Origin of the sequence: Variovorax davisae (assembly GCF_030316845.1) — a bacterium.
GTDB lineage: Bacteria > Pseudomonadota > Gammaproteobacteria > Burkholderiales > Burkholderiaceae_C > Variovorax > Variovorax davisae.
Genome location: NZ_JASZYS010000005.1, coordinates 213,352 through 227,089 on the forward strand (window position 1 = coordinate 213,352; position 13,738 = coordinate 227,089).

The following is a 13,738-nucleotide window of genomic DNA, read 5'->3' on the forward strand; positions in this document are numbered from 1 at the left end:
AGAGCCGAGTTCGAGCGCGACGCTCATGTTCCCGCCGAGACTTCGAAATGCCGTCCCGCCGCCTGGCAGCTCCTGCAATAGCAACTGCCCGCCAGGATCGGCGCGCCTGTCATGTCCATTTGGACGGCGCCGCATCGGCATGTTGCCGACTGGTGCCCGTTTGCTTGGCTCTCCATGTGCGTGCTCCGATTGGCGGTGTTCGTTGCGAAGGGCTTTGTCGTCAGGCATCGATCTTCCCCGCCACGTCGATCTTCGGATTGCGGAACCCCATGCCGATCCATGCCCCGAGAAGCTGCGCGTAGAAGGACAGCGTGTGGGTCTTCAAATTGGGAATGTCGTCGGGCAGGCCGGAGGCATCGGGCAGGTCCCCGACCATGGTTCTGATCTCTGCCTTGGGCCGCAGTTCGGCGGGCCAGAGGTGCAGATAGACGCTCAGCCAGTGCGCGCCCTTCAGTTCCAGGAAGATCGGCGTATGGCAGCAGGCGGCGACGACACGCCACGTACCCGCATCGGGGGCAAGTCGGAACTCACGCAGATGCTCCGCGCCCGATAGGAACCGGATGCGGTCCTTGCGATGTTCGGCGCACGGTGTCGCGCCATGGCACGTGAGAATCTGCATGGCGCCGGGCAGTGCCGCGAGCCGATCCGCGGCCGCCCGGCAACTGCTGCACAGGCACTCGGACGCGAGGATCGGGTCTCCCCGCACTTCCAGGCGCGTCCGTCCGCATGCGCATCCGATCGGCATGGTCTTGCTCATGCAGCGTCCTCCCGCGTGACGTGAAACAGGTCCCGGGTGTACCAGTCCAGATGATCGAGGCTTTCCCGTGCAAGCGCGGGATCGTTGGCCGCTTTCGCCAAGACGAAGCCACCCTGCCATACGGTTTGCGTGTGCCGCGCGAGACCCTCCGCCGTCCAGTCGGCGGTGATGCCGCGTTCGCGTCGTGCCGTCTCGATGTCGGCTTCGAGGGTCGCGGCGCGATCGAAGATGCTGCGGCCGCAGGCGTCGCGAATGTCTGCGGAGCTGGCGTAGACCTCCTGCGCCAGGGTTCCGGCCAGGCAGCCTCGCCATCGCACGAACATACCGTGCGGTGGGTATGCATTGAAGGATTCCCTGGTCACCCCCTGGGGGTCCATCGGAGGCGGAGGCTGGACCCGATGCAGGGCTGCCATCAGCCCTTCAGTACCTGACGGTGACGGTGACGGTGTCGCCATAGGCATCGGGCGTCACGTTGACGGCGGCGCCGAGTACCCGGCCATACACGGTCAGCACCTGGGCCGTGCCGTCGCCCGTGCGTTGAAGGGTATTGGTTCCCACCTGCCCGCCCCAGGGGGCCGTGCGACTGGAATCGCTGTAGAGCCGGTAGGCGACCGTGTCCGTATTGCCCGCCATCGTCGGCAGCATGGCGCCGGCGCCTGCCGTGTTGTTGTTGGACGGCGTCAGCGCGACCGTGTAGGGCGTCGGCTTGGAACAGGTGGCGGTGACGGTGGTCGGCTTGTCGACGTTGGGGGCGCCCGGCAGGCCGTCCACGCTGCCGAAGTCCAGGGGGTTCGCGGAAACCACGCAACTCCCAATGACAGTGGCCTTGACGGTGAAGGGGAAAATGGCTGCGCTGTTGCCGGTGCAGTTGGTTGGTGCGGCCGCGGCGCTTTCGTTGATGGTGACTGCCGTATGGTTCACGGTGAATCGACCTTGATAGCTTCCGGGCGGCACTGCCGTCAGGCTGCCGACCAGGCGGCCTTGCATCGACACGCTGCCGCTGCTCGCGGCCCCCTTGGCGAGATCCAGACTCAGCACATAGGGTGTCGGCGTGATGGTGTTGTACTCCGAGCCCAGCACCGTGCTGAATCCTGGTGGCTGGTAAATCTGGAACTGCAGAGAATTGCCAGCGCCGTCTTTCATGACGCGCGGGTTGAAGTTGCCGGCGCCTTCGATCCCGTCACCGACACTGAAGCAGACGCGGGCGAAGGCTCGCGCGCTGTTGCTGTTGGTGCAGGTGTAGTTCAGCGTCGCGGTGGTCGTCAAGCCGCTGCCGCTGACGAGGTCCACGCTGCCGAAGTCGACATTGGTCATCGACGCTGTACAGGTCACCGCCGCCTGCGCTCTTGCAGCAGGCAGTCCCCATAGGGCACAAAGCAGCAGAACTTGCCAGGAACGGGGTGAGAGATTCACGGCGTGGCCTTCTTGATGCAGCGTAGCGGCCCGATCTGCGGGATGCCGTCGCCGTCCTTGTGGTAATCGAAGTTGGCGCGGCAGTGGCCGCCGGGCGTCTGGACGTCGAGTGTGTTGTGGGCGTCCAGGGCATCGAGATACGTCGTACCGTCGAAACCGATCATGGCGCGGGTTCCCCGGTGGCCGTTGACGCGCACCAGGCTGCCCACGGGCAGTGGCTGGCCGGCCTCGTCTTCGAGGGTCAGCGCGGCCGCGCGAATCGGCGCAATGCCGAAGCGCACCAGCGTGCCGGCGCGGTCGCTCGGGGTCGCAAGGGTTCTGACGCGCTCGATGCGCACGTCGGCAGGCAGTTGCATCGGATCGATGGCGAGCTGGTTGTTCTGGTACGCGTTGAGCGGCGTCACCAGCAGCATGCCCTTGCTGTTCGTGGTGCCGATCGGGCGGTTCTCGAGCTTCACCGGCACGCCCGCGATGCCGTCCGTGGAAACCACGGCGAATGCATCGTCGATACGTTGCGCCACGAAGGTCTGGCCACCCATGAAAACGACCGAGCCGCTGTTACCGGCGTAGGCATAGCTGTTGTCGCCAAGCACGCTGACGCCCGCGACAGCCCGGCCATAGCGCCCCAGGTAGTCGATCTCGGACCGGCCACCTGTCTGGCCGGCGCCCTGGCTCAAGCCGGCACGCCATCCGATGCCGCCGTCACTCGGCGTCGAGCTCTGGGCATCGGTCGTGTAGATGCTGCGATCGCGGTCGCGCTGGACACCGGCGCTGTTCGTGACATTGCGGTCCAGCGTCCAGGTGAAGCCAACGAAGACGCTGCGCTCGCGCCGGATGTCCAGATTCTGGTTGAGACTCACGTTCATCGATGCGCTGCGCCCCAGCGACTTGAACCAATAGGCGTTCGCATAACGTGTGGCGTCCTGTCGGGGATATTGCAGCGAGAGGTAGCTGAGGCCGAAGCTGCCGAAGTGGTCGGTGCTGTAGCCGACGGTGGCCCGTCCGCTGGCGCTCGGCGTGGGACTGCCGTAGAGCGATGCGACATCGCGGTAGTCGCCGCGCGTGGCGTTCCCTTCGATGCCGAAATGGAACCGGTCGTTGCGCCAGCTGTAGCCCAGGTTCAACAGCGTGCCCTGACCCCCTTGGTAACTGTTGGCGCTGATCGCGCCCGACAGCACCCCCGCCTGGCCGAGCAGCCAGGCGCCGCCGAGACCGCCCGTGAGCAGTCCTCGCCTGGCCTCGCCATGCATTTCCAACGTGAAGTTGTTGTTGACGCCGTAGCGCCAGACGCCGCTGGTGGTGGCGTCGTTGCCGTAGTCGGACGAGCTCAGGCCGTAGTTTTTGCGCACCATGCCGAGGTCCACCGACCAGTCGGACAGTCCTTCCTGCAGCAGGCGCTGCGTGTCGTAGAGAGCGAAGTCGAGGGTCGTTGCGCGGCCGAGTGCGTCGGTGAGCACCACCTGCGCGTTGCCGGCCCCATTGATGCTGGGTATGGCGTTGAGTTGAAACGGGCCAGCCGGCACTTGGCTGGTGGATTGGCGCATGCCATTGATGAACAGTTCGACTTGCGACGGAAGCGCGGCCGATCCCAGAAACGCGGGCACCGGTGCGGTGGTGCGATAGGGTTGGAGTGAGAAGTTGCGCGCCAACTGGATGCCGCCGATGCGCGTGGAGCGCGACCAGGGCAGCGCGGCCGTGAACGTGTCGCCAAGGCGCAGGGTCAGCATCGCGTCGGGAAAGGACATGCTGACCGTGGTGTCCAAGCGGACCGATCGGTGGTCCCAACCCGTGTTCTCGAGGCGCGATGCCTGCGAGAGCGTGGTACTGCTGAGCACATACGCTCCCGCGAATGCGCGCAGCTCGGCGAAGGCATTCAGGCTCGATGCGCTGCGGCGCCCCGCGGTGCCGTAGAGGTCGTAGTTCAGCAGCAGCCCCGGCGAGGCGCTGGCCTTCTGGGTCGCGGTCGACAAAGGGTCCACCACGGTCTGGGGCAGGCGCAGCAGATCGGCGCCGGCGGTCAGTGCCAGGCTTTGGCGCGCCGCGTCGTAGTCGATCTGGAGGCCGCGCAGGCTGCGCAGTCGGACCGGGTCCTTCGCGTCAGACGGCAGCATGAAGCCCAGCTGGCGCAGCGTGGCGGCGTCGGCCCACAGCTCCCGGTCGCGCAGGCCGAAGTGGACCAGGCCCTGCGGGTTGCCATTGATGCTGAGCGCCAGGTAGAGGTCGCTGCCGCGCGAGCCGGTGAGCTCGCCCTCCGCAGCGGCCAGCGGCGCGGGGCTGGCGGCGGCTCCAGGCTCCCCTGCCCACGCGGCGAATGCCAGCAGGCAGGAAAGGAGCAGCAGACTCTCAGCGCGCGCGATCGATGGGCGGGAGACTCTGCTGCGTCGTGCTGCCATTGAGCATCGCTTCCATGGAACCACCGGTGGCAAAGGCGGCAACCGGCGACTTCAAGGTCCAGCGCATCTGCGCGCCCGGCAACACGTAACCGAGCAAGCCGTCGTGGACGACCGTGCGGCGTCCGGCGGCATCGACAAAACTGAGTGCGGCCAGTTGGGCGTGCGTTCCGCCGCGGTTGGCCACATCCAGGACCGCATGCTCGCCCTCGCGGCGCAAGGACCAGGTCAATTGCGGTGCGGCGGGCGCGGCGCCGGCCGGCTCGACAAAGATCGGCACCGAATAGCGCAGCACGAATCGCAGGCCCTTCTTTGGCGTCCGGTCTTCGACCGGTAGTTCATCGATGATGAGGCGGTACGCGTCCTCGACCGCGCCCGCCCCGCCAGGCGGTGCCCCGGTGCGGATGACGCGGATCAGCTGCCGATCTGCCTCTGCGAGTTCCAGCATCGGCGGGCTCGCGAGGATGTTGCGCGAGGGCGTGAGCTTTTCTTCGCCGTTCTCCTGCGTCCACCGATAGACGCGCACCTGCGCATGCACCACGTTGTCGCCCGTGTTGCTGAGCCACAGGCCGTCAGCATTCTGCGAAGGCTGCAGCGTCAGCGTCACCGGCGAGACTTGCAGGCCGCTGGCGGCGGCCCATGTGCAGGCAAGGCCGAGCACTGCGAGGGCAGCATGCCGCAGGCGCATGGTTCGAGCGTTCAGTAGTTGACGTGAATCGTGACGGTGTCGGCGTAGCTGTCCGGCGTCACGTTGGCGCCCGTGCCCGGAATCGTCGCGAACACGGGGTGCGGTACTGGAGCGCCGGTGCCCGTGCCGGAGACGCCATTCCCGACCGAGGTGCCCGTGGCGGTGTCGCCCCAGATGGCCCCCGCGGAACTCACAGACCGCAACTGGTAGGGCACCGAATCGGTGTTGCCCGTGACCGGCGCGACGTTCTGGGCGGTCATGCTGCCCAGGCCGGCGTTGCTGGCGTTCGAGGGCGCCAGTCCGATGAAGTAGGGCGTTTTCTTGGAGCAGGTCACGCTGAAGCTGCTGTTGGCCGCCAGGCCGGTGGCCGAGGGATCCTGCGTGCCGAAATCGATGTTGGAGCTCGTGCCTGCCACGACCGAACACGCCTTGTTGATCTTGATCTGAACTTGGAACGTCGCCGTGGCGGGGTTCGGTGCGGCAACGGCGGCGCAGGCAAAGACGGTGGCCAGCGCAGCAAAGGGGAGAAGTTTTTTCATGGTCGTCTCGGGTGTGTGGGTGAGGGCTCCTTGGACTGTAGGTGCGCGCCCACGAAAGACGAGCTGCAAAAGCGGCGAGAATCGACAAATATCGCCAGATGGATTCATTTGTAGAAAATTCCGCCCCGAAACGTGCGAATGTCCTATGAGTGCGAAGGACGCAAAACGCTTTTCGTGCGATTGCAGTGTTGGCCCTCGCGGCACCCGTCTTGTAAAGTTGCCGGTTCGCCGACGGCGAGCTGTTTTTCCATTTGACTGCCCCTGCGCCATGACCATTTCCAAGACCAAACTCCCGTTCCAGGCCGAAGTCGCCCAGCTGCTGCACCTGGTCACGCATTCGCTCTACTCGAACAAGGAAATCTTCCTGCGCGAGCTGATCTCGAATGCCTCGGACGCCTGCGACAAGCTGCGCTTCGAAGCCATCGACCAGCCGGCGCTGTTCGAGGACCAGCCGCAGCTCGAAGTGCGCGTCGCCTTCGACGCCGAAGCCAAGACCCTCACGATCACCGACACCGGCATCGGCCTGAGCCAGCAGGAAGCCATCGACAACCTGGGCACCATCGCCAAGAGCGGCACCAAGGAGTTCATGAGCAAGCTCTCGGGCGACCAGAAGGCCGACGCGCAGCTGATCGGCCAGTTCGGCGTCGGCTTCTACTCCGGCTTCATCGTGGCCGACAAGATCACGGTCGAATCGCGCCGCGCCGGATTGCCGGCCGAAGAGGGCGTGCGCTGGGTCAGCGGCGGCGCCGGCGACTTCGAGGTCGACAGCATCTCGCGGCCGCAGCGCGGCACCAGCGTCACGCTGCATCTGCGCGACGACGCCGAGGAATACCTCAACGCCTGGAAGCTCAAGTCGATCATCGGCAAGTACTCCGACCACATCTCGCTGCCGATCCTCATGGAGAAGGAGGAGTGGAAGGAAGGCGAGGACAACAAGGGCGGCGCGATGGTCAAGACCGGCGAATGGGAGCCGGTCAACAAGGCCAACGCCCTCTGGAGCCGGGCCAAGAAGGACATCAGCGAAGAGCAGTACATCGACTTCTACAAGAACATCAGCCACGACTTCGAAGCACCGCTGGCCTGGAGCCACAACCGGGTCGAGGGCAACACCGAGTACACGCAGTTGCTCTACATCCCGGCCAAGGCGCCGATGGACCTGTGGAACCGCGACAAGGGCGCGGGGGTCAAGCTCTACGTCAAGCGCGTCTTCATCATGGACGACGCCGAGGCGCTGCTGCCGAGCTACCTGCGCTTCGTCAAGGGCGTGATCGACTCGGCCGACCTGCCGCTGAACGTCAGCCGCGAGCTGCTGCAGGAAAGCCGCGACGTCAAGGCGATCCGCGAAGGCAGCACCAAGCGCGTGCTGGGCATGCTCGAGGACCTGGCGAAGAAGCAGAAGACGGCGGCCGAGAGCGGCGAGGGCAAGATCGACGTCGGCTCCGGCGAGTCGGTGCCGGCGCCCGAGCCGACCGAAGGCGTCACCGACGTGGTCGACAAGAAGGCCGACCACGGCACGCCCGCCGCCGAAGCGGCCGCGGAATACGCCGACGAATCGGGCAAGTACGCCAGGTTCTATGCCGAGTTCGGCTCGGTCCTGAAGGAGGGCCTGGGCGAGGACTTCGGCAACCGCGATCGCATCGCCAAGCTGCTGCGCTTCGCCTCCAGCAGCAGCGACACGGTCAGCGTGAGCTTCGCCGACTACAAGTCGCGCATGAAGGACGGCCAGGACGCGATCTACTACATCACGGCCGACACGCTGGCCGCGGCCAAGAACAGTCCGCAGCTCGAGATCTTCAAGAAGAAGGGCATCGAGGTGCTGCTGATGACCGACCGCGTCGACGAGTGGGCGCTCAACTACCTGACCGAGTTCGACGGCACGCCGCTGCAGAGCGTGGCCAAGGGCGCGGTCGACCTGGGCAAACTGCAGGACGAGGCCGAGAAGAAGGCGGCCGAGGAAGCCGCGGAGTCCTTCAAGCCGCTGCTGGAGCGGCTCAAGGAGGCCCTCAAGGACAAGGCCGAAGACGTCCGCGTCACCACCCGCCTGGTCGATTCGCCGGCCTGCCTGGTGGTGCAGGACGGCGGCATGAGCACCCAGCTGGCGCGCATGCTCAAGCAGGCCGGCCAGCCCGCGCCCGACCTCAAGCCGGTGCTCGAGGTCAATGCCGAGCACCCGCTGGTCCGGAAGCTGGAAGGGTCGGCGCACTTCGACGACCTGGCCAACATCCTGTTCGACCAGGCGCTGCTGGCCGAAGGCGGCCTGCCGGCCGACCCTGCCGCCTACGTGCGCCGGGTCAACGCCCTGCTGGTCTGAGGCACGCGCTGCGCGACGCCACCATGTCCGGCTACTGGTTGATGAAGTCCGAGCCCGACGAGTGCTCGATCGACGACGCCCTCGCGGCGCCGAAGTCGACCGTGCCCTGGACCGGCGTGCGCAGCTACCAGGCGCGCAACTTCATGCGCGATGCGATGCAGGTCGGCGACGGGGTGCTGTTCTATCACTCGAGCTGCCCGGAGCCCGGCGTCGTCGGCATCGCGCGCGTGGCATCCGGCACCCGGCCCGATCCGACCCAGTTCGATCCGGCCTCACCCTACTTCGATGCGGCGTCCAAGGCCGAGCAGCCGCGCTGGCTGCTGCTGGACGTGCAGGCGCTGCGCAAGACCCGCCTGCTGTCGCTGCCCGAGCTGCGCGCCGCGCCGGCGCTGGCCGACATGCTGGTGCTGCGCAAGGGCAACCGGCTGTCGATCACGCCGGTCGAGCCGCAGCACTGGCAGCTCATCACGGAGCAGTTGCTGGCCTGAGCGCGGGGGGCGCCGCCAGGCGGTTCACCTCGACGGAGATGTGGACCAGTTCCTCGTGGACGCGCAACTGCTGCTTGAAGTAGTCGGGGCCGACCTCGGCGTCGGTGGCCAGCGAGACGATGCAGGCGTACTTGCCCTTGCCGACCCGCCACACATGCAGGTCGCACAGCGTGGCCGTCACCGGACTGGCGGCGATGACCTCGCGGATCTCGGCCACCACCGGCGCATTCATCTCGGCGTCGAGCAGCACCCGGCCCGACTCGCGCATCAGGCCGATGGCCCAGACCGCGACCAGCCCGGCGCCGACGATGCCCATCAGCGGGTCGAGCCAGTCGGCGCCCCACAGCTTGCCGCCGAACAGGGCGACGATCGCCAGCACCGAGGTCGCGGCGTCCGCCACCACATGCAGGTAGGCCGCGCGCAGGTTCAGGTCGTGGTGCCCATGGCCGCCGTGGTCGTCGTGGCCGTGGTGGGCATGGCCGTGGTCTTCCCCGCGCAGCAGCCAGGCGCAGGCCAGGTTCACTCCCAGGCCGAGCACGGCGATGGCGATCGCCTGGTCGTAGTGGATCGGGGTCGGGGCCAGCAGGCGCGCCACCGATTGCCAGAGCATCGATGCAGCCACCAGCGCCAGCACGATAGCGCTGGTGTAGCCGCCGAGGACCTCGATCTTCCAGGTGCCGAAGGAGAAGCGGCGGTCGTCGGCGAAGCGCCGCGCCGCCGCATAGGCGGCCACCGACAGGCCCAGGGCCACGGTGTGCGAGCTCATGTGCCAGCCGTCGGCCAGCAGCGCCATGGAATTGAAGATCCATCCGCCCGCGATCTCCACCCCCATCATCACCGCGGTGAGGACCGCCGCCCACAGCGTGGCGCGCTGGGCCAGCGGATTGCCGTCGTCGAAGACGTGCGCGTGCTGCCAGCCCCGGGACATTGGAAGAGTTTGCATGGCCATATACTGTACCCCAGTATGTAGCCGGTCGCTAGAATCGCCCCATGAGCCACACCATCACAGGAAGCGCGAAGCTGCTGGCGCGGGTTCGCCGCATCAAGGGCCAGGCCGCGGCGCTGGAGAGCGCGCTGGGCGCGGGCACCGAGTGCATGGCGGTCCTGCAGCAGATCGCGGCGATTCGCGGCGCCGTCAACGGTCTGATGCTGGAAGTCCTCGAAGGCCACGTCCGCGAGCATCTGGGACCCGAGGCCGACCAAGAGCGGCGGGGCGAGGAGACCGAGGCGGTGGTGGCGGCGCTGCGGTCCTACCTGAAGTAGGCCCTACTCGAACTCCGTGCCCGGCGTGAGCGGCGGGTGCCGGTAGCTGGCCGGCGTGCGGCTCAGCTTCACCGGCGCGCCGATGCCGCGCCAGCCGCCTTCCATCTCGACCACCATCTCGCGGTGCGCCGTGTGCGGATGCTCGAGCGCCGCATCGACCGACAGCACCGGCGCCGCCGGCACGCCCGCGGCCATGAGCTGTTCGACCAACTGGCGGCCGTCGAAGCTCGCCAGCTGCGCTTCGAGCCGCTGCTTCAGGCCATCGCGGTTCACCGAGCGCGATCCGGCGTCGCGGTAGAGCGGGTCGTCGCTGAGCTCGGGCAGGCCGATGGTGCGGCAGAAACTCGCGAACTGGCGGTCGTTGCCGACGGCCAGGAAGATCGGATCGGTGCCGGTCCGCAGGGCATCGTAGGGGTAGATGTTGGGGTGCGCGTTGCCGGTGCGGCGCGGCGTGCGGCCGTCGAGGAACCAGTTGGCGGCATGCGGGTGCAGCAGCGACAGGCCGCTGTCGTACAGCGCCGCTTCGACGAACTGGCCGCGCCCGCTGCGCTGGCGCTCCTGCAGCGCGAGCAGCACGCCGATCACCGCATTGAGCCCGGTCACCATGTCGACCACCGGCAGTCCGACCCGCAGCGGGCCGCCCTCGGACTCGCCGTTGATGCTCATGATGCCGGTCATGGCCTGCACCGCGGCGTCGTAGCCCGGCAGGGCGCCGAGCGGCCCGTCGGCACCGAAGCCCGACACGCGGCACCAGACCAGGCGCGGGAAGCGCTTGGACAGTTCGTCGTAGCCGATGCCCCAGCGCTCCATGGTGCCGGTCTTGAAGTTCTCGATCAGCACGTCGGCCTCGGCCACCAGCGCCAGCAGCGCCTCGCGTCCCTCGGTGCTGCCGAGGTCGAGCGCCATCGTGCGCTTGTTGCGGTTGAGGCCGTGGTAGTACGAGGCCACGCCGTCCTTGAAGGGCGGGCCCCAGGTGCGGGTGTCGTCGCCCTGCGGCGGTTCGACCTTGAGCACGTCGGCGCCATGGTCGCCGAGGATCTGGCCGCAGTACGGCCCGCCGAGAATGCGCGAGATGTCGAGCACGCGGATGCCGGCCAGTGCGCCGGTGTTGACGGTGGTGGTCATGGCGTCAATCGAGCTGCGCGCCGGACTTCTTCACGACGTCTTTCCACTTGGCGGTCTCGGACGAGATGAAGCGTCCGAGCTGCTGCGGCGAGCCGTCCTTGGCCGGCTCCAGGCCCTGGGAAGCGAACAGCTGCCTGACCTTCGGTGTCGCCAGCGCGTCGGCGAAGGCCTTGTTGAGTTTCGAGACCGTGGCGGGCGGCGTGCCGGCCGGCGCGACGATGCCGAAGAAGACGCTGACGTCGTAGCCCGTGACGCCCTGCTCGGCCAGTGTCGGCAGCTCCGGCAGGGCTTGCGAGCGCTGGGCCGTGGCGATGCCGAGCGCTCGCAGCTTGCCGGCCTTGACGTAGGGCAGCGCGGTCAGCACGTCGGTGAAGCTCATCGACACCTGGCCGCCCAGCAGGTCGTTGAGCGCCGGCCCGGTGCCCTTGTAGGGGATGTGCTGCAGGTCGGTGCCGGCGATGCCGTTGAACAGCACGCCCGCCAGGTGCGAGGAGGCGCCATTGCCCGACGAGGCGTAGCTGAGCTTGCCCGGGTTGGCCTTGGCGTAGGCGATGAGCTCGCGCACGTCCTTCGCGGGCACCGCGGGGTTGACCACCAGGATGTTCGGCAGATAGCCGATCTGGATCACCGGCGCGAAGCTCGTGGCCGGGTCGTAGTTGATCTTGCGGTAGAGGCTCGAATTGATGGCCAGCGGGCCCGAGGTGCCGAACAGCAGCGTGTGGCCGTCGGCCGGTGCACGCGCCACGAACTCGGCGCCGATGTTGCCGCCGGCGCCGGCCCGGTTCTCGACAATCACGGGCTGGCCCAGCGCGTCCTTGATCTCGGCGGCCAGGGTGCGCGCCATCGCGTCGGTGGGACCGCCCGGCGGGAACGGGATGATCAGCGAGATCGGCTTGGTCGGAAAGGCCTGGGCCTGCGCCGTCGACAGGGCGGGCAGCACCGGCAGGGCGCAGACGCCGGCGGCGAGGACGAAGGTCTTGAGCAGTTTCATGGTTGTCTCCTTGATGTTCTGTTGTGGGCTCGTCAGGCGGTGGCCGCCTGCTTCTCGATCGCCGGGCCGTTCCACTGAGTCGGCACGGCGTCCGGTGCGAGCGGATCGCGCGGCAGCACGCGGTGCAGCAGCACGCCCTGGGCCCACGCGATGCGCTGCGGCGAGCCGCTGCGCGCGCCTTCCCAGGCCATCGCGATCGCGCTGCAGACGTGATAGAGCGCCGAGGCGGCCTGGCGCGCCAGGACGTCGCCGCCTTCGTGCGCCGCGGTCGCGGCCAGTGCCGCCGCGCGCGCGAGCGCATCGCGCAGCGCGTCGGCAAAAGCTGGTGCCACGGCGGTGTCGTCGAGCAGGCCGCCGAAATGCGCCTGCAGCGCCGGCAGCGAGTTCTCGCGCTTGACGGCGCGGATCACGTCGAGCGCGACGATGTTGCTGGTGCCTTCCCAGATCGAGCCCAGGTGGGCATCGCGCACCAGCCGCGGGTCGCTCCATTCCTCGATGTAGCCGCAGCCGCCGCGGACTTCCATGGCGTCGCCGGTCAGCTTGCGGGCGTCACGGCAGGCGCGGAACTTGATGAGCGGCGTGAGGATGCGCAGCAGCGCATAGGCACCCGCTTCGCCGGCGTCGGAGCGGGCCAGCGCCTGGGCGGTCTGGAACACCATGCTGCGGGCCTGCTCGGCGGGCAGCCTGAGCTTGTTCAGCTGCCGCTGCATCAGCGGCATGTCGGCCAGCCGGCGGCCGAAGGCGCGGCGTTCGCCGGCGATGAACTCGGCTTCGGCGACGGCGCGGCGCATCAGGCCGGCGGCGCGCACGCCGTTCGACAGCCGCGAGTTGTTGACCATGTCGGCCATCTGCTGGAAGCCGCGCCCCTGCTCGCCGACCAGGTAGGCGATCGCGCCCTCGAGGCGGATCTCGCCGCTGGCCATCGAGCGGGTGCCCAGCTTGTCCTTGAGGCGCAGGATGCGGTAGTGGTTGGCGCTGCCGTCTTCCAGCTGCTTGGGCAGCAGGAACAGCGAGACGCCCTTCATGCCCGCCGGCGCGTCGTCGGCGCGCGCCAGCACCATCGCGAAGTCGGCGTCGGGGTTGGAGCAGAACCACTTGTCGCCTTCGAGGCGCCACTGGCCGGCCGCGTCCTTGCGGGCCAGCGTGAGCGTGGCGGCGATGTCGGAGCCGGCCGCCTGCTCGGTCATGAACATCGCGCCCTGGGCCAGGGTGTCGAAGTCGAGCGACTGGAAGCGCGGAAGAAAGCGCGCCACCAGTTCGGGGCTGCCGTATTTCTTGAGCGTGCGCGCCAGCGAATCGGTCATCGAGACCGGGCAGCACAGACCGAACTCGGCCTGCACGAAGAGGTAGGTCAGCACGTACTTGACCAGCGGCGGCATCTTGCCTTTCCAGCCCAGCGTGTCTTCGCGGTGCGACATCGCGGCCAGCCCGAATTCGCTGAGCGCGAGGCGTTCCATCTCGACATAGGCGGGGTGCTTGTTCACCTTCTGCTGGTCGATGCCGGTGCGGGTGCGCAGCGACAGGGTCGGCGGGTTCTTGTCGGCGGCCTGCGCCAGGTCGTCGAGCGGGCCGCCGGCCAGGGCACCCAGGCGCTCGAAGTGCGGGCGCATGTGGCGCACCAGCTCGGGCGGCAGGTAGAGCGCGAGCATGCGCTGCAGTTCGGCGTCGGTGGTGAAGAGGTTCTGCCCGTGGCGGTCGGGCACGGGATGGGCGGGTGTGCTGGACATGTCTCGTCTCCTTGTCGGGCGCATCTTTTCGCGCTTGACGATGCTT

14 protein-coding genes are annotated in these 13,738 nt (G+C 67.8%); 3 read left to right on the plus strand and 11 right to left on the minus strand.

The annotated features are described in order from the left end of the window. Positions 1-23: 23 nt before the first annotated feature. The 7 genes from QTI33_RS35285 to QTI33_RS13850 form a co-directional block, all read right to left on the minus strand. On the minus strand, positions 24-281 hold the full coding sequence (locus QTI33_RS35285; RefSeq protein WP_444814843.1) for a GFA family protein: 258 nt from the start codon (positions 279-281) through the stop codon (positions 24-26). Then, entirely contained in the window at positions 221-757 is a 537-nt protein-coding gene (locus QTI33_RS13825) for a GFA family protein (RefSeq protein ID WP_286506570.1), read from the minus strand. Before QTI33_RS13825 ends, QTI33_RS35285 begins: the two co-directional genes overlap by 61 nt. Next, the gene (locus QTI33_RS13830) at positions 754-1,080 is read right to left on the minus strand and encodes a TetR family transcriptional regulator C-terminal domain-containing protein (protein WP_286506571.1); all 327 of its coding nucleotides are present in this window, start codon (positions 1,078-1,080) and stop codon (positions 754-756) included. The genes QTI33_RS13825 and QTI33_RS13830 overlap by 4 nt, the downstream gene beginning before the upstream one ends. Before the next feature lie 97 nt (positions 1,081-1,177). Beyond that, complete coding sequence (locus QTI33_RS13835) at positions 1,178-2,170, minus strand: Csu type fimbrial protein (protein ID WP_286506572.1); 993 nt, start codon at positions 2,168-2,170, stop codon at positions 1,178-1,180. After that, positions 2,167-4,563 (minus strand): fimbria/pilus outer membrane usher protein, encoded by a 2,397-nt coding sequence (locus QTI33_RS13840; protein ID WP_286506573.1) that lies wholly within the window; start codon positions 4,561-4,563, stop codon positions 2,167-2,169. Before QTI33_RS13840 ends, QTI33_RS13835 begins: the two co-directional genes overlap by 4 nt. After that, positions 4,514-5,248 (minus strand): fimbrial biogenesis chaperone, encoded by a 735-nt coding sequence (locus QTI33_RS13845; RefSeq protein ID WP_286506574.1) that lies wholly within the window; start codon positions 5,246-5,248, stop codon positions 4,514-4,516. The genes QTI33_RS13840 and QTI33_RS13845 overlap by 50 nt, the downstream gene beginning before the upstream one ends. Before the next feature lie 11 nt (positions 5,249-5,259). Next, positions 5,260-5,787 (minus strand): Csu type fimbrial protein, encoded by a 528-nt coding sequence (locus tag QTI33_RS13850; RefSeq protein WP_286506575.1) that lies wholly within the window; start codon positions 5,785-5,787, stop codon positions 5,260-5,262. A 268-nt stretch (positions 5,788-6,055) separates the two neighbouring features. On the opposite strand from QTI33_RS13850, the gene htpG reads away from it, so the two are divergent. Together htpG and QTI33_RS13860 are read left to right on the plus strand one after the other, a co-directional pair. Further along, positions 6,056-8,098 (plus strand): molecular chaperone HtpG, encoded by a 2,043-nt coding sequence (gene htpG / locus QTI33_RS13855; RefSeq protein ID WP_286506576.1) that lies wholly within the window; start codon positions 6,056-6,058, stop codon positions 8,096-8,098. A gap of 23 nt (positions 8,099-8,121) precedes the next feature. Then, positions 8,122-8,586 carry an EVE domain-containing protein gene (locus tag QTI33_RS13860; RefSeq protein ID WP_286506577.1) on the plus strand — a complete coding sequence of 155 codons (465 nt, stop codon included), beginning with the start codon at positions 8,122-8,124 and terminating at the stop codon, positions 8,584-8,586. On the opposite strand, the gene dmeF is transcribed toward QTI33_RS13860, so the two are convergent. Then, positions 8,564-9,514 carry a CDF family Co(II)/Ni(II) efflux transporter DmeF gene (gene dmeF, locus QTI33_RS13865; protein WP_286506578.1) on the minus strand — a complete coding sequence of 317 codons (951 nt, stop codon included), beginning with the start codon at positions 9,512-9,514 and terminating at the stop codon, positions 8,564-8,566. The two genes, QTI33_RS13860 and dmeF, sit on opposite strands and share 23 nt — an antisense overlap. A gap of 62 nt (positions 9,515-9,576) precedes the next feature. Between dmeF and QTI33_RS13870 the strand changes: the two genes are divergently transcribed. Then, positions 9,577-9,849 (plus strand): metal/formaldehyde-sensitive transcriptional repressor, encoded by a 273-nt coding sequence (locus tag QTI33_RS13870; protein ID WP_286506580.1) that lies wholly within the window; start codon positions 9,577-9,579, stop codon positions 9,847-9,849. A 3-nt stretch (positions 9,850-9,852) separates the two neighbouring features. On the opposite strand, the gene QTI33_RS13875 is transcribed toward QTI33_RS13870, so the two are convergent. Genes QTI33_RS13875 through QTI33_RS13885 form a run of 3 tightly spaced genes read right to left on the minus strand, consistent with a single transcriptional unit; the run spans position 9,853 to position 13,692 of the window. Beyond that, positions 9,853-10,974, minus strand: a complete 1,122-nt coding sequence (locus QTI33_RS13875; RefSeq protein ID WP_286506582.1) for a CaiB/BaiF CoA transferase family protein — start codon at positions 10,972-10,974, stop codon at positions 9,853-9,855. Positions 10,975-10,978: 4 nt separating this feature from the next. Continuing rightward, complete coding sequence (locus QTI33_RS13880) at positions 10,979-11,965, minus strand: Bug family tripartite tricarboxylate transporter substrate binding protein (RefSeq protein WP_286506584.1); 987 nt, start codon at positions 11,963-11,965, stop codon at positions 10,979-10,981. A 32-nt stretch (positions 11,966-11,997) separates the two neighbouring features. Then, positions 11,998-13,692, minus strand: coding sequence for an acyl-CoA dehydrogenase family protein (locus QTI33_RS13885; protein WP_286506586.1), 1,695 nt, complete (start codon positions 13,690-13,692; stop codon positions 11,998-12,000). Positions 13,693-13,738: the final 46 nt, after the last annotated feature.